Below are 23614 nucleotides of genomic sequence, written 5' to 3' on the forward strand. Positions count from 1 at the left end.
TCACTCGGCGACGAACTCCTCGATCACTTTCTCCTCGGCGCGCTGCAGTCGGTACTGGACGGTCGAACGCGGTTCGCCGAGCAGATCGGCCAGTTCGGCCACCGTCGCCTCCCGGGGCGTCCGGTAGTAGCCCGCCTCGACCGCCGCCGACAGCGTCTCCCGCTCGGTGACCGAGAGCGTCGCGTCGGCGCTGGCGTCGGCGTTCCAGTCGGTCATCTCGGAGACGCGTTCGAGTTCCAGGGACAGCCCCGGCTGGAGGTTCCGCTCGATCCTGTCGAACAGCTCCCCGACCGGCGTCTCCTCGGGCATCAAGACCCGCCAGACGTACTCCGGCCCCGACCGCTCCGCCTCCAGCAGGACGCCGTCGCCGACGTGATCGACCGCCAGGTACGGCAGCGAGTGACACCGATCGATCTCCGCCCGCCGGGTGTAGTAGAGGCGGTGCTGGTCGCCCCCGGCGAGGACCCGGTGCTCGCGGTCGGAGCTGCAGCCGCCGACGTCGAGGCACTCGTTGCAGGTGCTCTCGTCGAGGTAGAGCCCGTCCAGACGGTCGAGGACGTCGGCAGGGCCCGTGACGTGATCGACCCGCCACATCGCCGCCTCGGTGGCGAAGCACGAGCGCGTTCGGGCCCGCAGCCGCGGCTCCTCTATGAACAGGTCCATCAGGTCGTCGACGCCCGCCTCATAGCGGACGGTAAAGGCGAACTCGCGCACGACTGACCTGTGATTGGTGATGACCAAACCTATTTCGGCTTCCGTTCACTCATCTCACCGCTTGTGGCTAATCTACAGTCTCTTCTACTGTCTATGACCAACCCAAGGTATAGGCACGAGACGACAGTAGTTGGAAATGCAACATGAGCGACGACAGACCGCACATGAGCGGGCAGGTCGACCCGGGCGACACGAGCAAGCGAGTCGGCATGGAGGTCGTTCGCGAACGCGGCTGCGATCCGGAGGAGTTGCGCGAGAAGCTGATCGACGCCATCGCCGCCGAGTTCACGACGTACTACTACTACACGAACCTCCGGATGCACCTCGCCGGCGAGGAGGACTACAAGGAGATCACCGAGGACGCTCGGCTGGAGGACCGCGCGCACTTCGAACTGGTCGTCCCCCGCGTCTACGAGCTGGAGGGGTCGCTCCCGGACGACCTCGCGGAGTTCGCTAACCGGGCCTCCTGTGCCCCGCCGAAGCTTCCGGACGACCCCAGCGCCGCGAACGTCCTCGAGGTCCTGCTGGAGGCCGAGCGCTGCGCCATCCGGACCTGGTCGGAGGTCTGTGACATGACCCGCGGTGCCGATCCGCGGACCTACGACATGGCCCAGCGCATCCTCAACGAGGAGATGGACCACGAGGCGTGGTTCATCGAGCTGCTCTCGAAGGAGCGCGACGGCGAGGTCAACCCGGCCGGCCACTTCGTCCGCGGCGAGCCCGGCGAGGCCCCCTACTCGACCAACAACCGCTTCAACGACAGCGCGTAACGCCGCTCGATGAGCCAGACGTGGACGGTAGCGCTGGAAATTCCCGCCGACTCCGACCTGGAGGACGCCGGAGAGACCGTCGAGATAGACGTCGGCGAGGAGCAGTACGTCCTCTCGGCCGCGCGCGCGGCGGGCGTCTGGCTCCCCGCGGACTGCCAGCAGGGCTGGTGTACTACCTGCGCGGCCGAACTGCTCGCGGGCGAGATCGACCAGTCGACCGCTCGCCGGACGTACGAGGAGGACGGCGACTACGTGCTCCTATGCCGGGCCAAACCGCGGTCGGACCTGCGGCTCCGCGTGGATCAGATGCAGGCGCTGCTAGAGCGGCGGGCCGAGCACGAGCTGCCCCCGGGGCGCTCGAAAGTGGGCGACGACTGAGCGCGGTCGGGGACGCGAGAAGGGCCCCCACTCACCGACGCGCTCGCGACGGAACCGCCCTGTCCCGGGCCGTACCTTCTCCCCGCAGGTCGCCGAGATGGGACTCACAGAGGTGCGGCGTCCTCGGCGAGACGGACGCGTCGACGCCCGTTACGACGACGCAGTCCTCGTCCTCGACCGAGGTACACCGCCACTCGGGGAGCGCGACGTCGCCGAGTCGATCACAGCGGACGCAGGTCGACCCGCCGCCCACGTAGGCCGCCAGCGCGCGCCCGAAGTAGTCGTCGATGCAGTGCGTACACAGGCAACCGAGGACGTCGCCCGTCGACGGATCGACGACCGCCCGGTTGTACGTGAAAGGAATTTGACATGACGTGCATTTCATATCGTATCACGTGGTTGGTGCGCAGCCGCGTTCGTGGGTCTGCATATCGTAGTAGATGACTCCTTAAGTGTGATTGTGTGACGCCCAACAGGTCGACGGAGTGAAACCGATCGAATATAGCCTCTGTACGGATCGAAACGACGGATGTGCGCAGCTTCGACCGCGCGTCGATTTAACGAGGTACTGCGATGAACTATACACGAGGTTATCACGGAGAAAAACGAGGCGAGGGACGACTGTCGATGTGTCGCTCCGCCCCGCGTCGCGTCACCGCTCCGCGTCGACCGCGTCTCCGAGCGGTCGCCCGTCCGAAACCCGCCGCGGACGGCTACGGATCGATGACCTCCACGAGGTTGTCTTCCGGATCGCGGAGGAACAGGATTCGCGCGCCGGTGGCCGTCGTCTGCGGCTCGCTGACGGGGTCGGCCGCCTCGGGGAGGTCCTCGTACACCGCGTCGACGTCGTCCGTGCCCACGCCGACGTGCGTCGACCCGGACTGGTTCACCGCGTCCGGCGTCGCGTCCGAACCCGCGGGGTCGTACTCGACCAGCTCCAGCCGGACGCCGTCGCCGTCCAGGTGCGCGAAGGACCCGGTCGCGTCGGGCACGCCCACGCCCCTCGAGAACGACTCGCCTGAGACCTCGAACCGGTCGAGCACCTCGAACCCGAACGCCTCCTGGTAGAACGACACCATCTGCTCGAGGTCCTCGACCGTGATACCGACGTGATGCACGTGTTTGCTCATCGGTGGAGCGTGCGCGCGTGTCCGGAAAAGAGGCTTCGGTCCGCCGACTCCACACTCCACCGACCGAAACTCGCCGCCGCTACACGCGCTCGCGCAACTGCTCGGCGTAGGGCCCCACGCCCGTCTCGTCGTCGACGGCGTCGACCACCCGGTCGGAACTGACGTCGAGGGCGTAGGCCGGTCGCCCCTTCCCCGTCGCCGACGTCGTCCGCTCCTTGCGCAACAGGCCGTCCTCGGCCAGCGACCCCAGCGCCCTCGTGACCTCGCGGCGCTCGACCCCGCCGAACGGGTCCCGGTCGACGTCGTCCAGGTGGGCCTTGCACCGCTTGGCCACCTCGAAGGAGTGCACGGGCGTCTCGTCGTCGACGGACAGCTCCGTCACTGCCAGCAGCACGAACTGCTCGAACGGTCCTCGCGACTCGATGGTCTCCGCCATGCGAAAGGTGTCGGCTGGACAGACGATCAACGTGTGGGACGTTTCCGGGGGCAATCGGAGTCACGATGGGCAGACGAACTCGGGCGGGACTGCTTCGATTGCTTACCCGTCGCTCTGTGGATCACTCCGAAGCTCGTACAGACCCGTCGCGTCGTGGACCTTCCTGACGTACTCAGCGGCCAGGAGGACGTTCAGCCTGTTGTGCACGTGCTGTCGGGAGTAGTCCGTCTCGTCAGCGAGGTACCCGACGGTGCACCGTCCGCGGGAGAGCATGTCGAGAATCGCCTCGTCTGCATCGGTGAGCTTGACGGGCACGGTTCGTTCTACAGGACGACTACGGCGGTGATTACCCTTTCCCATCTATAGACGACTACCCGACGTTACTACTTTAGTTTACTAATCGTGAACTGTATTGCGAGAGTTTACGTACGCGGACGAGAGGATCGCGGTCACGTGACCACGGAAAAGTGGTCGCCTGCTGGCACAGGCGACCGCGCTTCCCGAGAGCGAGAAGCAATGCGACTGGGCACTACTGACGCAAAGAAACTGTCGACCAGTGGAATAGATGCGGGACCGAAATGAACCGGCGGTATCGCGACGCCGAGTTCCTGCGAGAGCAGTACGTCGACCGGCGCAAGTCCGCCTCCGAGATCGCTGACTTGCGCGACGTCGCGTCGAGCACTGTCCAGCGATGGCTCGACAGACACAGCATCGAACGGAATCCGCGCTACCCGGATCGGGCGTGGCTCCGTGAGCAATACGTCGACCGCCGCCGCGATCAGCAGGACATCGCCGAGGAGTGCGGCGTCGCCGAATCGACGATCTGTCACTGGCTCGCCCGCCACGGCATCACGGACGGCGAGTCTCTGCAGTCGGCCAAGTGCGTGACCTGCGGTGAATCGTTCCGGTACTATCCCTCCGTCCGCGACGGCCAGTACTGTTCGAACGAGTGTGCTAATAAACGTCGGAAGCGACAGGTGTAGATCACCTGCCCCAACTGCGAAGAGACCTTCCAGCGCCGCCAGTCGCTGGACATCGAATACTGCTCGATGGCGTGTTGGTCGGAACAGTACGACGTCAAGACAGACTGTCCCTACAGGTCGGGGTGGAAAAAACAACGGGAGAAGGCCCTCGAACGCGATAGATACCGCTGTACCGTCTGTGGCATCAGCTACGAGGAACACAGGAGACGCTTCGGATTCGGACTGGACGTGCATCATATTATCCCGGACTGTTCGCCCAGTGGGACAAACCGCTTAGAGACGCCCATTCGCTTTGGAACCTACGGACGCTCTGTCGGACACATCACCCGGATTGCGGAGGAATAACAGTCGAACCGGACTAGAGTAGGGACTCCACAGCAAACCTGCCAGAAAATTTTCAGTGGGTTCGGGCGGATTTGAACCGCCGGCCTCCTCCATGTCAAGGAGGTGTCATAACCAACCTAGACCACGAACCCTGGCTGGCTTCCCTCTGTCTGCATTCAACCGTTGTCCGGGGGTATAATTGAAGGTTTCGGAACCGCCGTGCGGTGATGGGATGGGAACAACGCTCACACGAGGCCGAGCATCCAGAGCGTTCCCAGGGTGCCGAGGACCAGCGCGACGGCGCCGCCGGCGAAGCGGAGCTGCGACCCGGCACGGTACTCGGACTCGATGCTGCCCTCGCCCTGATCGGAGACGATCATGAGCCCGTCGTCGGGTTCGGTCACGTGGGCGTCCTCGGATCGGAGCCGCTCGCGGTCGGGATCGCTGGCGTCCTCTGCGCGTCCGAGGACGTACGCGTCGTCGCCGGGGGCGACGATCGCCTCCTTGTAGCGTCGCCGACCGTGCTTCCGGCCGACGTCCACTGCGTTCGTGATCGACCCGGTGTCCTCGTAGAGGCCGTGCTCGGCGTGGAGGTCGGCGATGCGGTCGGGGACCGCCTCGTCGGGGGCGAGTTCGACCTGCACGTCGAAGGTCTCGAACTCCAGCAGGACGTCGTCCATCCGGACGCCGTCGGAGGCGGTGACGCCCGTCGTCTGGGTCCACTTGCCGGCGGCGTCCGACTTCGAGACCGGGTCGACGTCGATCGCGCCGGTCTCGTCCTCGACGGCGAGCGGCGCGATCTCGACGCCGCGGGCGACCTCCCGCCAGTGGGAGGTGTCGCCGCGCTCGTCCCACTCCTCGACCGTCCAGGCGGCGGCGACCGCCTCGCGACCGGTCACGGGCGCCTCGACGGGCCCGTCGCCCGGGCGTGCGGTGCCCTCGATCTCGATCGTCCCCGGGGACGCCGTCTCGCGAATCGGCGTCGGATCCAGATCAGCCATCGCGGCGTACACCCGCCGGCGTTTCCAGCCGGTGTAGAGTCCGACGGCGCCCAGCGTGGCGATCACCGCCGGGATCGCGACTGCCTCCGAAACCATACCGGTCGGATTCCGCATACCCGCACGTAAGCCTGATGGGCGGGTGAGGGGCACCGGCCGACACCGACAGTCGCGACGATAGGCTTAAGTCGATGTACGGATTTGTGCATTACAACACGAAGTAGTCCATTGGTGACCCACAATGCAGGAATACATCGAGCGCGTGACGGAGGGGGAGGACCTGAGCCAGAGCGAGGCCCACGAGGCGGCGGCCGCGGTCTTCGAGGAGGCGACGGAGTCACAGATCGGCGCCCTGCTGGCGGCGCTGCGGGCCAAAGGAGAGACGGAGTCGGAGATCGCCGGCTTCGCCGAGGGGATGCGCGACGCGGCGAAGACGATCCAGCCCGACCGGTCGCCGCTGGTCGACACCTGCGGCACGGGCGGGGACGACTACGACACGATCAACGTCTCGACGACCAGCGCCATCGTGGCCTCGGGGGCGGGCGTGCCGATCGCCAAGCACGGCAACTCCTCCGTCTCCTCGTCGTCGGGTAGCTCCGACGTGCTGGAGGAGGTCGGCGTGACGCTGGAGAGCGACCCCGCAGCCGTCGAGGACACCATCGAATCCCACGGTATCGGGTACATGCACGCGCCGGATTTCCACCCCGCGATGAAGGCCGTCATCGGCCCGCGGAAGGAACTGGGGATGCGGACCGTCTTCAACGTCCTCGGGCCGCTCACGAATCCGGCGGGCGCAGACGCGCAGGTGATGGGCGTCTACGACGACGACCTCGTTCCGCTGATCGCGGAGGCGCTGGCCAACATGGACGTCGAGCGCGCGATGGTCGTCCACGGCGCCGGCATGGACGAGATTACCGTCCACGACGAGACGACGGTCGCCGAGGTCGACGGGAACGACGTCGAGGAGTACGCGCTGGCGCCCGAGGACGTCGGTCTGGAGCAGCACGACATCGAGGCCGTCGCCGGCGGGACGCCCGCCGAGAACGCCGCCGACCTGCGCGGCATCGTCAAGGGCGAGGTCGACGGCGCGAAGCGGGACATCATCCTCGCGAACGCGGGCGCGGCCGCCTACGTCGCCGGCGTGGCCGACTCCCACCGCGACGGCGTCGAACTCGCCGCGCGGGCCATCGACGACGGCGACGCGGCCGAGAAGCTCGACGACCTCCGCGGGGCGGCATGACGCGCGCGAAGGTCTGCGGGATAACCCGGGCGGCGGACCGCGACGCCGCGGTCGCCGCCGGCGCCGACGCGGTCGGCGTCATCAGCGAGGTCCCGGTGGACACGCCCCGCGAGGTCGGTCCGGAGACGGCGGCGGACCTCCTCGCCGGCGTCCCGCCGCTGGTGACGGGCGTCCTCGTGACGATGCCCGAGTCGGTGCAGGACGCTGTGACGCTCGCCGAGCGCGTCCGGCCCGACGCCGTTCAGATCCACGGCGGCCTCGACCCGGCCGAGGTGGGCGCGCTCCGCCGACGCGTCGACGCGCAGGTGCTCGCCGTGGCCGACGCCGAGGGCGACGCGGCGGCCGACTACGCGGCCGTCGCGGACGCCCTGCTGATCGACTCCGTCGACGAGGATGGCGGCGGCGGCACCGGCGAGACTCACGACTGGGAGCGGACCCGCGCCCTCGTCACGGGTCTCGACGCGCCGGTGCTGCTGGCCGGCGGACTCACGCCCGACAACGTCGCCGAGGCCGTCGAGACGGTCGAGCCGTTCGGCGTGGACGTCGCCTCGGGCGTCGAGAGCGAAGGCGGCGCGAAGGACCACGCCGCCGTCGAGCGGTTCGTCGCGGCGGCGACGGCGGCGGGCGAAAACACCGGGAAGGGGCCCGCGGCAGAGGAGGTGTCACCGTGAGCCCCGAACTCGACTGCAGTCGCGAGGCGTTCGCCGACCTGGCTGCGGGGGACGACCCCGTGGTCGTCCGGACGGTCGCCGAGCTGGACGTCGACGTTGAGCCGCTGGCGGCCTACGCGGCGCTGACCGGGCACACGACCGACCGCGAGCACAGCGAGTACGCCTTCCTCCTGGAGAGCGCCGAGAAGGTCGCCTCCAGCGATCCGGACGGCGCGTTCGCGCCGCGGACCGACGACCGCCACGCGCGCTACTCCTTCGTGGGCTACGACCCCGACGCGGTCGTCACCGTCGACGAGGAGACGCGCGTCCGGGCGTTCGACGACCGGATCGCCGACCTGGTGACCGCCGACGGCGGCGACGTGCTGGACGACCTCCGGGCGGCGATGCCGGACGCCGACCTGCGAGGCTTCCCCGACCGCCACCGACAGCACCTCGACGGCGGCCTCGTGGGCTTCCTGGCCTACGACGCCGTCTACGACCTCTGGCTCGACGAGGTCGGCCTGGAGCGGCCCGACTCCCGGTTCCCCGACGCCCAGTTCGTCCTCACCACGGCGACGCTGCGGTTCGACCACGTCGAGGACACCGTCTCGCTGGTGTTCACGCCCGTCGTCCGGGCCGACGAGGACGCGGGCCAGCGCTACGACGAACTCCTCGCGGAGGCCGAGGCCGTCGAGAGCGCCCTTCAGGCGGCCGACGACCTGGAGACCTGCGGGTTCGTCCGCGAGCGCGAGGAGGCGGGCCCGAAAGACGAGTACGAGGACGCCGTCGAGCGCGCCAAGGAGTACGTCCTCAGCGGCGACATCTACCAGGGCGTCATCTCTCGCAAGCGCGATCTGTACGGCGAGATGGACCCGCTCGGGCTCTACGAGTCGCTGCGCGCGGTCAACCCGTCGCCGTACATGTACCTGCTGGACTACGACGGCCTGACCGTGGTCGGCGCCAGCCCAGAGACGCTGGTCTCCGTGGCCGACGACCACGTCGTCTCCAACCCCATCGCCGGTACGTGCCCGCGCGGTACGAGCCCCGTCGAGGACCGCCGGCTGGCCGGCGAGATGCTCGCCGACGGCAAGGAGCGGGCCGAGCACACCATGCTCGTCGACCTGGCGCGCAACGACGTGCGCCGCGTCGCCGAGCCCGGGTCGGTCCGCGTCGAGGAGTTCATGAACGTGCTGAAGTACAGCCACGTCCAGCACATCGAGTCGACGGTGACGGGGACGCTCGCGGACGGTGCCGACGCGTTCGACGCGGCCCGCGCCACCTTCCCCGCCGGGACGCTCTCGGGCGCGCCGAAGATCCGCGCCATGGAGATCATCGACGAACTGGAGCGGTCGCCCCGCGGCCTCTACGGCGGCGGCGTCGGCTACTTCTCCTGGACCGGCGACGTCGACATGGCCATCGTGATCCGCTCCGCGACGATAGAGGAAACCAGCGAGGGATCGCAGCGCACTACGGTCCAGGCCGGCGCGGGCATCGTCGCGGACTCCGTCCCCGAGAGCGAATACGAGGAGACGGAGAACAAGATGGGCGGCGTGCTGGACGCCGTCGAGCGCATCGAGCAGTCGGCGGGGAACGTAGCGAGTGCGACCGATCCCGACGCGGCCGAGGCCGCCGAGGAGGCGTCCCGATGAGCGTGGCAACCGCCGACGAGGCGCGCGTCCTCTTCGTAGACAACTTCGACTCGTTCACCTACAACCTCGTGGAGTACGTCTCCGAGCACGCCGAGGCGGAGGTCGTCCGGAACACGGCGTCGCTGTCCGACGTCGAGGCCGTCGACCCGGACGCGATCGTCGTCTCGCCCGGGCCGGGCCACCCCGAGAACGACCGCGACGTGGGCGTCACGCCGGACGTCCTCCGCGAGGTCAGCCCAGAGGTGCCCACGCTGGGGGTCTGCCTGGGCCTGGAGACCGCCGTCTACGCCTACGGCGGCGAGGTCGGCCGGGCTCCCGAGCCGATCCACGGTAAGGCCTTCCCCGTCGAGCACGACGGCGCGGGCGTCTTCGCCGGCCTCGAACAGGGCTTTCAGGGCGGGCGCTACCACTCGCTGGTCGCCACCGAGGTGCCGGACTGCTTCGACGTCACCGCGACCACCGAGGTCGAGGGCGAGGACGGCCCCGAGGAGCTGGTCATGGGGGTCCGCCACCGCGAGCACCCGATCGAGGCCGTCCAGTTCCACCCGGAGTCGGTGCTGACCGCGGTGGGCCACGACGTCATCCGGAACTTCCTCGACGGGGTCTGAGTCCTCCGCGGACGCCGGACCGTCCGCTCCCGCTACAGCACTGAGATCCCGACCGCACCCAGCACCCACAGCACCGCGACCGCCAGCGTCGCCAGGAGCACGAGCTTCCAGGCGACGCGCAGCACGAGCCGACCGACGAGGATCACGAGCGCGAGGGCGATCAGGCCGACGAGGAGCGTGGGGGGCGAGCCAAGCGCACCGAACTGGAACATACCTGAACCTACGTGCCCTGCGGCATATGTCTTGTCGCCCGGCGGTCACTCGCCCACGATCAGCGTGCACTCCGTGCCGGCGCGCTCGACGCCATACCTATCAGAAATCAAAACAGATCGAGGGCGGTAGGGCGTGTTCCGTCAGGTGCGGGCGAACACGCATTCAGAACCCAACCACTCGAGTCCGTTGCGGATGACAGTTTCGACTGAAGAGGCGACGCCCTCTCGCGATTCTCGATCGAAAGGTTCACTTTCACTGTGGTCCGATACGATTAATAAGCTGTCGGCAACTGCTAGATACCGCACGCGAACACGGTCCCGCCGACGCTGGATCGCGGCTGATATTACCCACCAGTGATATGTTCGAACAGGCACTCGACTGACCGGTACTCCCACCACCCAGCAGGGGAATCATCGGTTACTATTTAGCCATCCAAGTAAACACCAATGTCGTTACGAATGAGCCCGGTTCTGCCAGTCACTGAACGCGGTATCGTCCGACGAAGCGCCGTCGTCGGGAGGCGCGAGGCATGAGCGACGTAGATCTCTCGATCGACGAGGTTGACCTGCCGATAAAGCGCACCACGGGCGACACGCTCGCGGAGCGCCTGACCGACAACGCCTACCACAACATCCTGCCCGCCCGCTACCTCCGCAAGGACGCGGACGGCGAACTCATCGAGGAGCAGGAGGACCTCTTCGAACGCGTCGCGAAGAACATCGCCCTCGCCGAGGCCGTCTTCGAGGCCGAGAAGCAGGGCGTCGACGTCACGGTTTCGCCCGACCAGCTCAAGCCCGACCACCCGCGCCGGGACGAACTGGCCGAGGAGGTCTTCGGCAAGGGCACTTCCGCCGCCGACGACGTCGAGACTGAGCTCTCCATCTACAACGTCAACAAGTTCGCTTACGAGACGCTGGTCCCCGAGCTCCCCGACGCGGTCCGCGAGCACGTCGAGGAGAAGGCCGCGGAGTTCCAGGGCCTGATGGAGGACCTCTCCTTCATGCCCAACTCCCCGACCCTGATGAACGCCGGGGACGAGCTCCAGCAGCTCTCGGCCTGCTTCGTCGACTCGCCGGAGGACGACATCGACGACATCCACCAGACGGCCAAGGAGGCCGCGCAGGTGTTCCAGTCCGGCGGCGGCATGGGCTACGCCTTCTGGCGGCTGCGCCCCTACGGCGACCCCGTCGGCTCCACCGGCGGCATCGCGTCCGGTCCGATCACGTTCATGCGGACCTACGACCAGATGTGCGAGACCATCGCGCAGGGCGGCGCCCGCCGCGGCGCACAGATGGGCGTCATGCGCGTCTCCCACCCCGACGTCATCCAGTTCATCCACGCCAAGAACAAGGACGTCTCCCTGGCGGAGACGCTGCGCCTGAACGACCCCGACGACTTCACGCACAACTCCTTCGCCGACGCTCTGGAGGAGGCCCGCGAGCTGATCGACGACGACGGGAAGGTCCCCAAGCACCTCCGCAACGCCGTCGAGGGCCACCTCTCTAACTTCAACATCTCCGTCGGCATCACCGACGACTTCATGGAGGCCCTGCAGGCGGGCGAGGAGTTCACCTTCACCAACCCGCGCACGGGCGAGGCCCACGTCGCGACCGAGCAGACCGAGGAGCTGTACGAGATGTTCGACCTCGGCGAGTACGTCGAGGTCGGCGAGGAGCTGTCCATCCCCGCGGAGAAGCTCTGGGAGCGCATCGTCGAGGGCGCCCACGAGAACGGCGAGCCCGGCGTGATCTATCTTGAAAGAGTAAACAAGGAACACAGCTTCGATGTTGACAAACATCCAGATCACCGCATCTTAGCCACAAATCCTTGCGGGGAACAGCCGCTCGAAGAGTACGAAGCGTGTAATCTTGGCCACATCAACCTCTCGACGCTGGCCGACCAGGGCGCGCCCGACTGGCGCGTCTGGTCCGAGCGCCACGCCGACGAGTACGACTCCCTGGAGGACGCCGTCGACGCCTTCCTCGAGGAGGCGCTGGACGTCGAGGCGTTCCAGCGCCGCATCGAGCTGGGCACGCGCTTCCTCGAGAACGTCGTCACGATGTCGGACTTCCCGGTCCCGCAGATCGAGGAGAAGGTCCGCGAGATGCGCAAGATCGGCCTGGGCATCATGGGTCTGGCCCAGCTGTACATCCAGCTCGGCGTGAAGTACGGCAGCGACGAGGCCAACGAGATCGCCCGTCAGGTCATGCGGGACATCAACCACGGCTCGAAGCGGGCCAGCCACGAGCTCGCGCAGGACCGCGGGAGCTTCGACGAGTGGGACAAGTCCAAGTACGCGAACCCCACCGAGTACCCCGAGTGGTTCGAGAAGCAGACCGGCCTCGACCCCGAGGAGTGGGAGGACGGCTTCCCGATCCGGAACCACAACACGACGACCATCGCCCCGACCGGGACGACGTCGATGGTGGGCAACACCTCCGGCGGCTGTGAGCCCATCTACAACGTCGCCTACTACAAGAACGTCTCCGACGACGTCCAGGGCGACGAGATGCTCGTCGAGTTCGACGACTACTTCCTGCGCACGCTGGAGGCCAACGACATCGACGTCGAGGAGGTCAAACGGGAGGCCCAGGAACAGATGTCGAACAACGAGTTCGACGGCGTCGAGGGCCTCTCGACGGTGCCGGACGCCATCGGCGAGCTGTTCGTCACGACCGGCGACCTGACGCCCAAGCAGCACGCCTCGATCCAGTGCGCCTGCCAGCAGGGCGTCGACTCCGCCATCTCCAAGACCGTCAACGCGCCCAACGACTCCTCCGTCGAGGACGCCGCGGAGGTCTTCGAGTACATCTACGAGCACGGCGGCAAGGGCGTCACTTACTACCGCGACGGCACCCGCAGCAAGCAGGTGCTCACCACGCGCGCCCAGAACACCGAGTTCGCCGAGATGGACGAGGCCGAGGTGGTCGCCCAGATCGAGGAGATCTTCGGCGGCATCGAGGGCTTCCTCGAGCACGAGGCCGTCCAGGAGGCGCTCGACCGGTCCGTCGAGGACCTGCTCGACGTGGCCGACGGCGACGAGAGCGCCTACGCCCGCAAGCAGCCCCGGCCTGACGTCCTCCACGGCGTCACCCAGCGCATCGACACGGGCTACGGCAAGCTCTACGTCAACATCAACGAGGATCCCGAGACGGAGCGGCCGTTCGAGCTGTTCGCCAACATCGGCAACTCCGGCGGCTTCACCGCCTCCTTCACCGAGGCGCTGGCCAAGACCATCTCGACGGCGCTGCGCAGCGGCGTCGACCCGCAGGAGATCGCCGACGAGCTACAGGGCATCCGCAGTCCGAAGGTCGCCTGGGACAAGGGCGAGCAGATCCAGTCCATCCCTGACGCTATCGGCACCGCGATGCGCCGCTACCTCGACGGCGAGGTCGACAAGGCCTACCCGCAGCAGCAGACCCTCGAGGAGACCGCCGAGGACGAAGCGACGGACGACCAGAACCGCCAGTCTCCCCCGCCTGAGACGGACGGCGGTCCGGAATCGCTCGCCGATTCCGGAGCACGGGAGACTGCGTCGCAGTCCGCCGGCGGCGTCGCCGCACAGAACGGCGACGACTCGGCCGGCGACGAGGCCGACCAGCAGGCGCTCATCGACGCGGGCGAGAGCCCCGAGTGCCCCGAATGCGGCGCGATGTCGCTGTACTACTCCGAGGGCTGCAAGACCTGCGAGTCCTGCGGCTGGTCCGAGTGCTGACGATTCGGTGACTGGCGCCTGAACCGCGGTACCTCTCTTCTCGCTCTCCCGGTCTCTCTCCGTCGTTCTCTCGTTCTCGCTTCCGCCAGCGACGCCCGTGCGACCACGCCAGCAGCCCGACCGATCAGTCGACCACGTCCTTCACTCTGGCGTCGGTCATCAGCTCGGGGAGGATCGTCCGCGCGAACTCGAGGAAGACGACGAGGACGATGGGCCCGAGGAAGACGCCGTACCAGCCGAAGGCGACGGCGCCGAAGACGTAGGCCATGAGGACGAGGCCCATGTTCAGCTCGCCGGCGGAGATCCACGGCCGGACGATCGTGTCCGGGAACACGTCGACGACGACGAATGTCACCAGGAAGAAGGCGATCGGGAACCACAGCGGCGTCCCCCCGGTCACGGCGCGGTAGGCCAGAAAGCCCGCCATCGGGAAGTAGACCAGCTTGATGCCGATAGCCGGGACGAGCGTCATGATCCCCGTCACCATCGCCAGCAGGAAGACGTAGGGGATCGTGACGCCCTCCGGCGCCACGAACTGCAGCGCGTAGTAGTTCACGCCGGCGATCAGGGCCGTGAGCGCCACCAGAACTAGGTTACCCCAGTAGATGTGCTCCAGCTCCGCGTCGACGGTCGCCATGACCGAGATGACACTGGGCTGGTCGTCGAAGGTGCCGCGTGCCCACTCGGCGATGTCGTCGTCGTACTGGAGCAGGTAGTAGGCCACTACCACCATGACGAAGACGTCGGTAACGATGCCCAGAACCACCGGGCCGTACTGGAGCAGCGGGTCGAGTGCCGAGCCGAGGCCCCCTCCAGAGAGCGCGCCGCCACCGCCGTTCGCCGTCCCGTCCGGTAGCGTCCCCTCCTCCAGCGATCGGGCGATACCGGCGTAGGGCTGTAAGATCGACCCGTACTCGGAGAGCTGGTGCGTATCCAGGAAGGCCTCGACGTCGTGGGCCACACGATAGAGCGCGAGCGCGACGACGGCGATCATCGGGAGACCGACGAGCAGCAGCGTCGCCGTCGCGGCGATTCGCGAGTCTTCGACCTCCAGTCCGCCGGTGTCGTCGATGAACTCGGCGATGCGGACGTACGCCGGGCGGACGGCGTAGTAGAGGAAGAGCCCGAAGACGAGCCCGCCCAGCACCGTCCACAGCGTGTATCCGACGACTGCGACGAGCAGGCCGCCGGCGATCCACCAGAGGACCCGCGTGCTCCGCTCGTCCAGGTCCATCCCCTCAGACTTGGGCGTCGCGACCGGTAAAGAGCGCCCCTGCAACGTCCGGTCGCCGACGGGAGCCGCCGGGAACGATGGGATCCCGCCGCAGATACCCTCAGAACTCTCGCCGAGCCCGTCCCGCGACACCGCGGGGACGGGGCGACCGCCGCTCGCTGGGTTGGACCCGTTCCCGTCGATCACGCGGGCGACGACGGTATGGCTCCCCTCGGGCGGGTCGTACGTGAAGTTCCACTGTCGCCAGGCGTCGTCCGCCCGGACGCCGTCGCGGACGTCCGAGAGCGGGCCTGAGAGCCTCGCCTCCCGCCAGGGCGTCGCCCCCGTCGGGACGGAGCCGCGAGAGCACCGACGTGTTCGGAGGGTCGGAGACCGCACTTAGTCGTTCTGCGGACTCCGTCCCGAATTCCGCCCGAGAGCCTTCCACAGTCGCGGCTCGACGGCTCGCACTCGAACGGAGTGTCAGCGTCCGCGCGAACGGAGTGGGCGCGGGCTCGCGGGACGAACGCAGTGAGTCCTGCGGCGACCTCCGCCAGTCTCAAGCCGTCGGCGACCGCAGGATCGCTCATGAGCGACGGCGGCGGCCGGCCGTGCCCGATGTGCGACCGTCCGATGTACCACCGGCACTGCAAGTACGTCTGTCCGGAGCACGGCGTCGTGTTCGACTGCGCGGACACCTTCTACTGAATCGAGCCGGTACGGACGCTTACCCCGGCTGGCTCGCCCGGACGTGGCGGTAGGCCGGCCCGGCGACCACGAGCACGGCCAGGGCGAACGACGCCAGCAGGACGTGGACGCCGGCGTCTATCCCCGACAGCGTGAGCCGCCGCATCGACGCTCCCGCGAGCACCTCGACGAACACCCATGGAATCTCGCCGACGAGCGTCCCCGCGAGGTAGGCCCGCAGCGACACGCCCGACAGCCCCGCGCCGTAGGAGACGGGGTCGGCCGGCAGCGGCGAGAGCCGGGCCGCCAGCACGCCCCGCGTCGCCCCGGTCACCTCGACGACTCGGCGCCCGGCGTCGTTGAGCCGGCCGAACAGCCCCCCGGCCGTCCCGACGTGGCGGGCGAACAGGAAGGGCGGCACGCAGGTCAGCACGGCGCCGACCAGCGCCACCGGGACCCCGTAGGACATCCCGAGCACGTACCCGACCAGCGCCGAGATCGGGCTGATCGGCCACGCGAACAGCGGCCGGACCAGATAGAGGACGGCGAGCGCTGCGCCGAACAGCAACGGCCGCTCGGAGAGCCCGGCGACCGCCTCAAGAATGCCCCGCGGCGAGAGCAGCAGCGTCGCGACGACGGCGAGGGCCACGACCACGCCGGTCGCGACCAGCTGGCGTCGCGTGAGCCGATCCATCACGCCAAGAGGGACGCTACGCCGACAAACCTCTTGTGGTCGCTCGGAACCGGAGCCGTAGACGACGGAAACGCCTGGGACTGGAGCGTCCTCCGGCTATAGTAGAAATTGACACTATTCACACATCGAGGGGCGCTCCGGGTGCCCTTCGCGTGGGTCACAGCGTTCAATTTCTACTATAGTAGACGACTGACCAGCCGCCGTGGTGGGGTTGAAAGGGGCTCGGGCTTTCGGGCTGTTCTGAACTACGTCGATCACGTTCCTGTTTCCCGGATTACCTAGCCCCGGAACGCTTAATTCGACCGACGACGACGCTTCGCGCGTGACGGACGAGCGCGTCGAGCTGGGGATCGAGCTGCTGGCTCACCTCGAACACGCCGAGCTGTCGGTCGCGGAGGCCATCGACCGGATCGAGGCGGTGACGACCAACCCCCAGCTCCAGCGGGAGATTCTCGAGGCCGCCGAAGAGCGGGGAATCATCGAGCGCTCCGGCGGGACCGTCGAGCCGACGGCGTCGGGGACCTACGTGAGCTTCGAGAGCGACGTGGTCGTCAAGGAGGGCGAGTTCGACTGCGAGCGCTGCGGCGCCGGCATCTCGGAGGGCCACTTCGTCAGCTTCGACGACGACGAGGTGGGTCCCTACGGGTCGACGTGCATCAGGAAGGTCCTCGGGAGAGAATAGGAGTCGGTCCAGTGTACGGAGCGGCCTAGCGGCCCTGACGGAGTTCCTTGATGAGTTGCTTGACGGTCTGCTGCTGGCGCTCCAGGAGTTCGTTCTGGCGCTGGACGGCCTCGGTCAGTTCGGCCAGTTGCTCCTCGACGGCTTCGAGGTCGTCGTCGCGGTCGGTCGGCTGTTGCGTCGTCTCGGCGGTGCCGGTCGCCCCCCCGGCGGAGCGACTTCGGTCGGCCGACGCCGCCGTCGGTCGGGACTCACGGTCGTTCGAGCGCGACCCGGCGTCCGCGGGTCCGCCCGCGTTCGCACTCGACCACTCGCTGTCTGCCGTCGCCCGTCCGCCGCCCTCGCCGGCGGGGCGCTCCCGGGCGTTCTGTTCCGGGGACTGTTCCGTCTCGCTGCCGTCGCCGCCGACGAGGGGATCGATGTCGGCGTCGAGGCCGAGGCCGCGCGAGGACTCGGACGGGCTCGCCGGGGACTCGCCGTCGTCGCCCTCGTCCTCCGTTTCGAGGGCGCGGTTGAGTTCGTCGAGCGAGCCGACGCCGTGGTACTCGAAGAGGGCCTCCTCCAGCGTCTTCCGCAGCAGCGCGGCCTGGTCGTTGGGCGCCTTGATCCGCTCGGGGCGGCCGCCGACCTCCAGCACGACGGCGGTGGCGACGCTGCCGTCCTCGAAGTGCAGGCCGGTCACGTCGTCGTAGGCGAGGGTCTCGTAGTCGCCGTCCCAGGTGTACTCGCCGACGTGTTTGAGCATGCGCTGGTCGGCGACCGCCAGCGTCAGTTCGCTGAAGCGGAACACGCCCGCGAGCCCCTCGCCGGGTTCGATGACGCCGTTGACCCGCAGCGCGCTCTCGAGCAGCCGCTCGAGGACGGGATCGGTCCGGTTGCCCGGGACGGAGAACTCCCGCTTGCCGTCGACGTAGGTCAGCGAGAACGTCGTCTTGCGCCGGCCCTCCGAGATGCCTAGCCGCTCGAAGTCGTGCGGGTACTCGGAGACGTCTTCGTCGCTGAGCAGTCCCTCACCCCTGTAGATGAGCGTCCGCGTCGGGGTAAAACAGAGCGTGTCCTCGTCCCCGAGGCTCACCCCTGCCTGCACCTCCTCGTCCCCGAGCGCGTCCTGGACGAGGTCTGGTATCTCCATGGTGGGCACGTACTCGTGATGTGGCTTAAATCCGCGGGTGCCAGACGGTGCCAGCCCCGGCGGAGATGAGAACCTTCAAGGCCACCTCCGGGCAACGATAGGATGCACACGCGCCCGGGTGGCTTAGCTGGACATAGCGCCGCACTCATAGGGTCGTCAGACCTGCGCGGCACCATCCGGCATGACCGGTGGGCGCTCGTCACGCCTGCGACCTGGGTCATGCGGAGATCGAGGGTTCGGAGCCCTCCCCGGGCACTTCTCAACGACCACGAGTCGCGAGCGACAGCGAGCGTCGAGTGATCTCTCCGAGAATGGCCGGAGAGGGCGGAGAACCCGGTAGGTCCAGCGCGAGCGCCAGCGAGCCGAGATGAGGACGATCGCGGCGCGATTGTCCGTCGTTCGGGGGCTGCTATAGTAGAAATTGAACGCACTGACACACTCGAGGGGGACCCGGGGTCCCCCTCGATGTGTAAGTAGTTTCAATTTCTACTATAGCCCTCTCCCGGCCGCTCCACCGTGATTCCAGAACGAGGGCGGGATTCAGTTCCCGTTCGACCCGTCGGTCTCGTTGTCGGCCTCTGTCGGCTCCGCGCCGGGTAGCGGGTCCGGAACCTGTGGCAGGTCCTCGCCCTCCTCCGGCGGAACAAGCTTGAAGAGGTATCCGGTCTCGCTGTCGGGGGCCCGGAGCAGCCGCCCCAGCTGGTTCGCGAGGACGAAGATCTCGCCCTCCTCGTTCTGACCGAACATCCGGACGAACTGGCTGAGCGTCCCCTCCTGTCCGTCCTGGACGATCAGCTCCTCCATCTCCCACAGCTCGTCCCGCGGCACGACGTCCTCGGTGGCGGTCGCGGTGTCGGTCGTGGCGTCCTCGCCACTAGGAGTAGCGGTGGCGTCCTCGTCGCTGCCCTCGGTAGCGGTCGGCGTTCCCCCGTCCGCGCCGTCGAACCCGTCCGGTGGCGTAGCGGCGAGGATCCGACCGAGCGGCTCGTTCCGGCTGGGGTCTTTCGTCCACTCGCCGAAGACGTACTTGCCCTCAAGCCCGTCGATCACGTCGTTCTCGTAGCGGTGGCCGCCGATGATCACGATGCCGACGTTCTGGCCCTGATAGGTATGGGGGTACTCGACGACGGGGTCGATCAGTTCGCTCCCGTCGTAGGGCGCTTCGTCGGGTTCGGCGTCCGGGCAGTCCGTGATGGCGTCCGGATCGGCCGCGTTCTCGGTGCTGAAGCAGTGAGTGCCCTCCTTGACGTTCCAGCCGTAGTTGCCGCCCCGCTCGACGACGTCGGCCTCCTCGAAGAGGTTCTGGCCGGCGTCGGCGACGAAGCAGTTCCCCCGGCTGTCGAAGGAGATCCCGAACGGGTTGCGGAAGCCGTATGCGTAGATCTCGTCCAGCCCCTCGCTGTCGTCGCCGGCGAAGGGGTTGTCCTCCGGGATGCCGTAGGGCCGGTCCCCATCGCCGCCGTCGACGTCGATCCGGTGGACGTCGCCGAGCAGGTTCTCCGTGACGTCCTGACCGTTGCCGCCGGCGTTCTGGTCGTACCAGTCGTCGACGTGGCCGTACAGCTCGTCGTTCGCGCCGCCGCCGTCGCCCATGGGCACGTACAGGTAGCCGTCGGGTCCGAACGCCATCGGGCCGCTGTCGTGGTTGTACTGCGGTTTCTGGAACGAGAGCAGCACCTGCTCCGAGCCGGCGTCGACGTCGGTTCCGTCCTCGCCGACCTCGAACGAGGAGACGACCTCGACGTGGGACCAGTCGTCGGGCGTGTCCTCGTTCGGGGGCCTGCTGTAGTGGAGGAAGAGGCGCTGGTCGTCGGGGAACTCCGGGTGTAACTCGACGCCGAGCAGGCCGCGCTCGTCGTACTCGCTCTCGGGGTCACCGTACTGGCCGTTGTACGTTCCGAGTTCGACCATCCGGTCGGAGACGTTCAGCACCGGCTCGTCCGACAGGCCCTCGTCCGGGTCGACGGTCCACAGTTCGCCGGTCTGATCGGTGACGTAGTAGAAGTCGAGCTCGGGGTGGTCCTCGAAGTCGGTCGGGGCGGTCATCCCTTCCGCGACCACCTGGACGCCGACCTCCGTGCCCCGCTGGAAGAACCGGGCTGCCTGGGCGTCCCCGGCGGGCGTCGCGGTGCCGTCGCCGGTCCCGACCTCGACGTCGCCGCGCATGCTCACCGGGTGGACCTCGCAGAGGTACTCCGCCATCTCCTCGGTCGCGGTGAACGACACCGTCTGCGTCGCGCCCTGCTCCTCGATGATTTCGCTGCTGAGGAGCGTCTCCTCGTCCCCGTCGAGGACGGCGAAGTTGTGCGGCTGGCCGTCAACGTTCTCCCAGGTGACCTCGTAGTCCCGGCCGGCCTGCAGGGTGAGCGTCGGATTGGGCCCCTCGCCGACGGGGTCGCCGGCGTCGTCGGGAACCGTCCAGCCGGAGGTGACGCCGCCGAGTCTGATCGCGATCGGCTCGTCCTGCTGGGCGAGCCCGACGCCGGCGAGGCCGACGCCGCCCGCGGCTGCGACGCCTTTCAGAACGCTTCGTCTCCGTACGCTGGCCGGATACGACTCCGAACCAGTCGAGTTGTCGTCTCCTGTCATTGGTCTGTCTCGCTGTCGTCGTCTTCGGGGCAGTGGACTAAACCTCGCGCGACGGTTCAGGCGGTAAGGCCAGCGGAATCCCGGCGCTGGATCGAATCGCGAGATTTGACGCGGGGAGTCCGACGTTACGACCCGCGTTCGCGACCCGCCGGGACCGCTGGACGGTGGCGGGAAACGTGCGGTTACAGCGGCCGTCCGGGGAGGACGACGGCACCACATCGAAACGGGTCTGTGTCGCCGACGGCAAGCGCCACCGTGAGCGAGGAGCATCCGATCCCGCAGGACGACTGGGCGACGATCGTCGATTCGGTCCCGCTCGTGTCGGTCGACCTCGTCGTCCGGCACGGCGACGGCGTGGTACTGGGAAAGCGGACCAACGAGCCCGCGAAGGGCGAGTGGTTCGTCCCCGGCGGCGTCGTCAGGAAGGGCGAGCGGCTCGACGAGGCCGTCAACAGGGTCGCAGAGGCCGAACTCGGCGTCCCGGTCTCTGTCCAGCGCCGGCTCGGCGTCTACGAGCACTTCTGGGACGAGGCCGACGTCGAGAGCGCGGACGGCAAGCACTACGTACCGATCGGATACGTCGTGACGACGGACGCGGACGAGCTGGCGCCCGACGACCAGCACGCCGACCTCCGGACGGTGTCGCCGCCCGTCGACGACGCCGACCTCCACCCCTACGTCAGGGACTACCTCGTCGACGCTGGCGTCCTCTCGGACGGGGGGTGACGGGGCGGGGCCGACGTCCGGAAGTACGGACGGCGACAGTCGCGGCCCGTACCGACCGGCAGTGGCCTTTAGCGACCATGCACACGCCGCCCGGTTCGCTTCAAGTCCGGAACGTCTATCAGCGATAGATGCCCGAACCGGAGTCGCCGTTCGAGCGAGCACGACTCGGCTGGTGGCTCTACGTCGCCGCGCTGGCGGTCGTTGCGGGGTACATCGCCTACTCCTTCGTCGGAATCCTGGTCCTGGGCGTCTTCGGCTACTACGCGACGCGACCGATCTACCGCGAGCTCCGGGGCGTGATCGACTCCGACGGACTCGTCGCGACCGCGACGATAGTACTCGTCCTGGGGCCGATCCTCCTGCTGCTAGCGTACACCGGCTTTCGGGTGTTCTCGGAGATCGGCCAGTTGGTCGGCGAGTCCGGACAGCAGCAGTTGCTCGGCGGTGCCCTCGAGGCGCTGACTGACCAGCAGCGGCAGGCGGTGCTCTCAGCCGTCGAGAATCCCCAGCAGCTAGCGCAACAGCCCCAGCAGACGTTCGAGACGCTGCTCCAGACGGGGGGACAGGCCTTCTCGGCCGTCGCCGGTGGGCTGTTGCTGGTGTCGCTCGCGGTGACGCTGACGTACTTCCTGCTGGAGAACGGCGACGAACTCGCCGAGGGGTTCCGAGAACTGGTCGGCGGGCGCGAGACGACCGCGTACAGCTACGCCACGACGGTCGACGAGGACCTCGAGTCGGTGTTCTTCGGCAACTTCCTGTTCGTCGTCGCGATGTCCATCGTCGCGGCGGCCGCGTACTGGGCGACGAACCTCCTGGCGCCGGCCCCGCTCGCGGTTCCGATGGTGCCCGTGCTCGCCGTGTTGACGGGCGTCGCCAGCCTGATCCCGATCGTCGTCGGCAAGGTGATCTACCTCCCCGTGGTCGGCTACCTCGCCGTGCAGGCCCTCCAGGGGAACCGGGCTCACCTGGCGTTCGTCGGTGGCGTGCTGGTGGCGTACTTCTTCGTGCTCGACATCCTCCCACAGACCTTCGTCCAGCCCCTCCTCACGGGACGTACGGTGAACCCGCTGCTACTGCTGTTCGCGTACCTGCTCGGACCGATCCTGTTCGGCTGGTACGGCTTTTTCCTCATGCCGATCCTGTTCGTCCTGCTGCTGGAGGCGGTCCGGATCGCCCTCCCGGAACTGCTGCACGGCGAGCCGCTGACCCGGCGCCTGTCGATGGGCGAGGACGTCGGGGCCGATCCGGGCGACGTACAGGAGTCGGTACCGGAGGGGGATTCGACCGGCGACACGCCGGGCGATCAGTGACGTGCCGGTCGCCCGCGACGGGAGCTACCAGCCCTCGAACTTGTCCCGGCGGTAGAAGTCCAGTTCCTGGACGACGTTCGGCGGCTCCTGTTCGGCCGCGAAGGCGATGCCCTCGGCGACGTCCCCGGGGTCGGCCGCCTCGTCCGGGTTGAGGCGCTCGCCGAGCGACTCGCCGTCCTCGGAACCGAACTCCGTGCGGACCTCGGTCGGGTTGACGACGGTGACGCCGACGCCGTCGGGGCCGACGCTGCCGGCCAGGGACTTGCCGAACCCGCGGACGAACCACTTCGTCGCGGCGTAGACCGGGCTGGCCGGCCGGGGGTACTGGCCGGCCATGCTGCCGACGAGGACGAGCAGCCCCTCCGTCTCGCGGAGGTGGGGCAGCGACTCGCGGGCCGTGTAGAAGACGCCGGCGCAGTTGACGTCGAGCATCTGCCGGAACCGGTCGGTGTCCAGTTCCTCGACGGCGCCCTCGCGGGCGAGGCCGGCGTTGGCGACGACGGTGTCGAGACGACCGAACTCGTCGACGGTTGCTTCGACGAGCGCGGCGACTTGGGCGTCGTCGGTCACGTCGGCCGTCTGGACGAGCACGTCGGCGTCGTGGTCCTCCCTGAGGTCGTCGGCGAGCGATTCCAGGCGGTCCTCGCGGCGGGCGCTGACGGCGACGGCGGCGCCCCGCTCGGCGAGCGCTTCGGCGGTCGCTCGACCGATGCCGGAGCTGGCGCCGGTGATCAGCGCGACGCTGTCTTCGAGGCTCATGCGCCGGGAGTTGTCGC

24 protein-coding genes and 2 tRNA genes are annotated in these 23614 nt (G+C 68.0%); 13 read left to right on the forward strand and 13 right to left on the reverse strand.

The features are described from left to right. Positions 1-714 carry a helix-turn-helix domain-containing protein gene (locus tag LCY71_RS02795; protein WP_225334844.1) on the reverse strand — a complete coding sequence of 238 codons (714 nt, stop codon included), beginning with the start codon at positions 712-714 and terminating at the stop codon, positions 1-3. Between the two features lie 143 nt (positions 715-857). On the opposite strand from LCY71_RS02795, the gene dps reads away from it, so the two are divergent. Further along, the gene (gene dps, locus LCY71_RS02800; RefSeq protein WP_225334845.1) at positions 858-1484 is read left to right on the forward strand and encodes a DNA protection during starvation protein; all 627 of its coding nucleotides are present in this window, start codon (positions 858-860) and stop codon (positions 1482-1484) included. Positions 1485-1493: 9 nt separating this feature from the next. Beyond that, the gene (locus LCY71_RS02805) at positions 1494-1862 is read left to right on the forward strand and encodes a 2Fe-2S iron-sulfur cluster-binding protein (RefSeq protein WP_225334846.1); all 369 of its coding nucleotides are present in this window, start codon (positions 1494-1496) and stop codon (positions 1860-1862) included. 31 nt (positions 1863-1893) lie between these two features. Here LCY71_RS02805 and LCY71_RS02810 read toward each other — a convergent pair whose 3' ends face one another. The 4 genes from LCY71_RS02810 to LCY71_RS02825 all read right to left on the reverse strand — a co-directional run bounded on the left by LCY71_RS02810 (position 1894) and on the right by LCY71_RS02825 (position 3743). Then, complete coding sequence (locus LCY71_RS02810; RefSeq protein ID WP_225334847.1) at positions 1894-2247, reverse strand: hypothetical protein; 354 nt, start codon at positions 2245-2247, stop codon at positions 1894-1896. Positions 2248-2575: 328 nt separating this feature from the next. After that, positions 2576-2992, reverse strand: coding sequence for a VOC family protein (locus LCY71_RS02815; protein WP_225334848.1), 417 nt, complete (start codon positions 2990-2992; stop codon positions 2576-2578). A 79-nt stretch (positions 2993-3071) separates the two neighbouring features. Continuing rightward, positions 3072-3428, reverse strand: coding sequence for a hypothetical protein (locus LCY71_RS02820; RefSeq protein WP_225334849.1), 357 nt, complete (start codon positions 3426-3428; stop codon positions 3072-3074). A gap of 102 nt (positions 3429-3530) precedes the next feature. Further along, the gene (locus LCY71_RS02825) at positions 3531-3743 is read right to left on the reverse strand and encodes a helix-turn-helix domain-containing protein (protein WP_225334850.1); all 213 of its coding nucleotides are present in this window, start codon (positions 3741-3743) and stop codon (positions 3531-3533) included. A gap of 263 nt (positions 3744-4006) precedes the next feature. On the opposite strand from LCY71_RS02825, the gene LCY71_RS02830 reads away from it, so the two are divergent. After that, positions 4007-4411, forward strand: coding sequence for a DUF1804 family protein (locus tag LCY71_RS02830; RefSeq protein WP_225334851.1), 405 nt, complete (start codon positions 4007-4009; stop codon positions 4409-4411). Positions 4412-4812: 401 nt separating this feature from the next. Here the strand turns inward: LCY71_RS02830 and LCY71_RS02835 are convergent. Then, positions 4813-4887: transfer RNA gene (locus tag LCY71_RS02835), tRNA-Val, on the reverse strand. A gap of 93 nt (positions 4888-4980) precedes the next feature. Continuing rightward, on the reverse strand, positions 4981-5832 hold the full coding sequence (locus LCY71_RS02840) for a hypothetical protein (protein WP_225334852.1): 852 nt from the start codon (positions 5830-5832) through the stop codon (positions 4981-4983). Positions 5833-5974: 142 nt separating this feature from the next. Here LCY71_RS02840 and trpD point away from each other — a divergent pair, with 142 nt between their 5' ends. The 4 genes from trpD to trpG are packed head-to-tail and all read left to right on the forward strand — an operon-like array spanning position 5975 to position 9880. After that, complete coding sequence (gene trpD / locus LCY71_RS02845) at positions 5975-6973, forward strand: anthranilate phosphoribosyltransferase (RefSeq protein WP_225334853.1); 999 nt, start codon at positions 5975-5977, stop codon at positions 6971-6973. Continuing rightward, on the forward strand, positions 6970-7644 hold the full coding sequence (locus LCY71_RS02850; RefSeq protein WP_225334854.1) for a phosphoribosylanthranilate isomerase: 675 nt from the start codon (positions 6970-6972) through the stop codon (positions 7642-7644). Before trpD ends, LCY71_RS02850 begins: the two co-directional genes overlap by 4 nt. Then, entirely contained in the window at positions 7641-9272 is a 1632-nt protein-coding gene (gene trpE, locus LCY71_RS02855) for an anthranilate synthase component I (RefSeq protein WP_225334855.1), read from the forward strand. The genes LCY71_RS02850 and trpE overlap by 4 nt, the downstream gene beginning before the upstream one ends. Then, positions 9269-9880, forward strand: coding sequence for an anthranilate synthase component II (trpG, locus tag LCY71_RS02860; RefSeq protein ID WP_225334856.1), 612 nt, complete (start codon positions 9269-9271; stop codon positions 9878-9880). Before trpE ends, trpG begins: the two co-directional genes overlap by 4 nt. Positions 9881-9912: 32 nt before the next feature. On the opposite strand, the gene LCY71_RS02865 is transcribed toward trpG, so the two are convergent. Then, positions 9913-10092, reverse strand: a complete 180-nt coding sequence (locus tag LCY71_RS02865; protein WP_225334857.1) for a DUF8029 family protein — start codon at positions 10090-10092, stop codon at positions 9913-9915. Between the two features lie 530 nt (positions 10093-10622). Between LCY71_RS02865 and LCY71_RS02870 the strand changes: the two genes are divergently transcribed. After that, the gene (locus LCY71_RS02870) at positions 10623-13808 is read left to right on the forward strand and encodes an adenosylcobalamin-dependent ribonucleoside-diphosphate reductase (RefSeq protein WP_225334858.1); all 3186 of its coding nucleotides are present in this window, start codon (positions 10623-10625) and stop codon (positions 13806-13808) included. A 124-nt stretch (positions 13809-13932) separates the two neighbouring features. Here LCY71_RS02870 and LCY71_RS02875 read toward each other — a convergent pair whose 3' ends face one another. Beyond that, positions 13933-15420 (reverse strand): AI-2E family transporter, encoded by a 1488-nt coding sequence (locus LCY71_RS02875; protein WP_225334859.1) that lies wholly within the window; start codon positions 15418-15420, stop codon positions 13933-13935. Positions 15421-15609: 189 nt separating this feature from the next. Between LCY71_RS02875 and LCY71_RS21570 the strand changes: the two genes are divergently transcribed. Next, a complete protein-coding gene (locus tag LCY71_RS21570; protein ID WP_308444688.1) occupies positions 15610-15729 on the forward strand; it encodes an HVO_2523 family zinc finger protein in 120 nt (39 codons plus the stop codon). A gap of 19 nt (positions 15730-15748) precedes the next feature. Here the strand turns inward: LCY71_RS21570 and LCY71_RS02880 are convergent, their stop codons facing one another. After that, positions 15749-16402: a TVP38/TMEM64 family protein gene (locus tag LCY71_RS02880; protein ID WP_225334860.1), complete on the reverse strand. Its 654-nt coding sequence runs from the start codon at positions 16400-16402 to the stop codon at positions 15749-15751. A 322-nt stretch (positions 16403-16724) separates the two neighbouring features. On the opposite strand from LCY71_RS02880, the gene LCY71_RS02885 reads away from it, so the two are divergent. Beyond that, on the forward strand, positions 16725-17084 hold the full coding sequence (locus LCY71_RS02885; RefSeq protein ID WP_225334861.1) for a DUF5830 family protein: 360 nt from the start codon (positions 16725-16727) through the stop codon (positions 17082-17084). A gap of 25 nt (positions 17085-17109) precedes the next feature. Here LCY71_RS02885 and LCY71_RS02890 read toward each other — a convergent pair whose 3' ends face one another. Next, entirely contained in the window at positions 17110-18213 is a 1104-nt protein-coding gene (locus tag LCY71_RS02890; protein WP_225334862.1) for a DUF7115 domain-containing protein, read from the reverse strand. A gap of 112 nt (positions 18214-18325) precedes the next feature. Between LCY71_RS02890 and LCY71_RS02895 the strand changes: the two genes are divergently transcribed. Continuing rightward, positions 18326-18468, forward strand: a tRNA-Met gene (locus LCY71_RS02895). A gap of 285 nt (positions 18469-18753) precedes the next feature. Here LCY71_RS02895 and LCY71_RS02900 read toward each other — a convergent pair. Beyond that, entirely contained in the window at positions 18754-20802 is a 2049-nt protein-coding gene (locus tag LCY71_RS02900) for a PQQ-dependent sugar dehydrogenase (RefSeq protein ID WP_225334863.1), read from the reverse strand. A gap of 255 nt (positions 20803-21057) precedes the next feature. Here LCY71_RS02900 and LCY71_RS02905 point away from each other — a divergent pair, with 255 nt between their 5' ends. Next, positions 21058-21528 (forward strand): GDP-mannose mannosyl hydrolase, encoded by a 471-nt coding sequence (locus tag LCY71_RS02905; RefSeq protein ID WP_225334864.1) that lies wholly within the window; start codon positions 21058-21060, stop codon positions 21526-21528. A gap of 128 nt (positions 21529-21656) precedes the next feature. Beyond that, on the forward strand, positions 21657-22838 hold the full coding sequence (locus LCY71_RS02910; RefSeq protein ID WP_225334865.1) for an AI-2E family transporter: 1182 nt from the start codon (positions 21657-21659) through the stop codon (positions 22836-22838). A 24-nt stretch (positions 22839-22862) separates the two neighbouring features. Here LCY71_RS02910 and LCY71_RS02915 read toward each other — a convergent pair whose 3' ends face one another. After that, positions 22863-23597 (reverse strand): SDR family oxidoreductase, encoded by a 735-nt coding sequence (locus LCY71_RS02915; protein WP_225334866.1) that lies wholly within the window; start codon positions 23595-23597, stop codon positions 22863-22865. Between the last annotated feature and the right edge of the window lie 17 nt (positions 23598-23614).

The sequence above is a fragment of the Halomicrobium urmianum genome, from assembly GCF_020217425.1.
In the GTDB taxonomy this organism is placed as follows: domain Archaea; phylum Halobacteriota; class Halobacteria; order Halobacteriales; family Haloarculaceae; genus Halomicrobium; species Halomicrobium urmianum.

Excerpts from the sequence above, each read along its gene's own strand:
- LCY71_RS02805 (WP_225334846.1), top strand. The coding sequence starts at position 1,494 with ATGAGCCAGACGTGGACGGTAGCGCTGGAAATTCCCGCCGACTCCGAC.
- LCY71_RS21570 (WP_308444688.1), top strand. The coding sequence starts at position 15,610 with ATGAGCGACGGCGGCGGCCGGCCGTGCCCGATGTGCGACCGTCCGATG.
- LCY71_RS02870 (WP_225334858.1), top strand. The coding sequence starts at position 10,623 with ATGAGCGACGTAGATCTCTCGATCGACGAGGTTGACCTGCCGATAAAG.
- trpG (WP_225334856.1), top strand. The coding sequence starts at position 9,269 with ATGAGCGTGGCAACCGCCGACGAGGCGCGCGTCCTCTTCGTAGACAAC.
- LCY71_RS02810 (WP_225334847.1), bottom strand. The coding sequence starts at position 2,247 with ATGAAATGCACGTCATGTCAAATTCCTTTCACGTACAACCGGGCGGTC.
- LCY71_RS02830 (WP_225334851.1), top strand. The coding sequence starts at position 4,007 with ATGAACCGGCGGTATCGCGACGCCGAGTTCCTGCGAGAGCAGTACGTC.
- trpD (WP_225334853.1), top strand. The coding sequence starts at position 5,975 with ATGCAGGAATACATCGAGCGCGTGACGGAGGGGGAGGACCTGAGCCAG.
- LCY71_RS02850 (WP_225334854.1), top strand. The coding sequence starts at position 6,970 with ATGACGCGCGCGAAGGTCTGCGGGATAACCCGGGCGGCGGACCGCGAC.
- dps (WP_225334845.1), top strand. The coding sequence starts at position 858 with ATGAGCGACGACAGACCGCACATGAGCGGGCAGGTCGACCCGGGCGAC.
- LCY71_RS02840 (WP_225334852.1), bottom strand. The coding sequence starts at position 5,832 with ATGGTTTCGGAGGCAGTCGCGATCCCGGCGGTGATCGCCACGCTGGGC.
- LCY71_RS02890 (WP_225334862.1), bottom strand. The coding sequence starts at position 18,213 with ATGGAGATACCAGACCTCGTCCAGGACGCGCTCGGGGACGAGGAGGTG.
- LCY71_RS02910 (WP_225334865.1), top strand. The coding sequence starts at position 21,657 with ATGCCCGAACCGGAGTCGCCGTTCGAGCGAGCACGACTCGGCTGGTGG.
- LCY71_RS02820 (WP_225334849.1), bottom strand. The coding sequence starts at position 3,428 with ATGGCGGAGACCATCGAGTCGCGAGGACCGTTCGAGCAGTTCGTGCTG.
- LCY71_RS02880 (WP_225334860.1), bottom strand. The coding sequence starts at position 16,402 with ATGGATCGGCTCACGCGACGCCAGCTGGTCGCGACCGGCGTGGTCGTG.
- LCY71_RS02815 (WP_225334848.1), bottom strand. The coding sequence starts at position 2,992 with ATGAGCAAACACGTGCATCACGTCGGTATCACGGTCGAGGACCTCGAG.
- LCY71_RS02865 (WP_225334857.1), bottom strand. The coding sequence starts at position 10,092 with ATGTTCCAGTTCGGTGCGCTTGGCTCGCCCCCCACGCTCCTCGTCGGC.
- LCY71_RS02900 (WP_225334863.1), bottom strand. The coding sequence starts at position 20,802 with ATGACAGGAGACGACAACTCGACTGGTTCGGAGTCGTATCCGGCCAGC.
- LCY71_RS02915 (WP_225334866.1), bottom strand. The coding sequence starts at position 23,597 with ATGAGCCTCGAAGACAGCGTCGCGCTGATCACCGGCGCCAGCTCCGGC.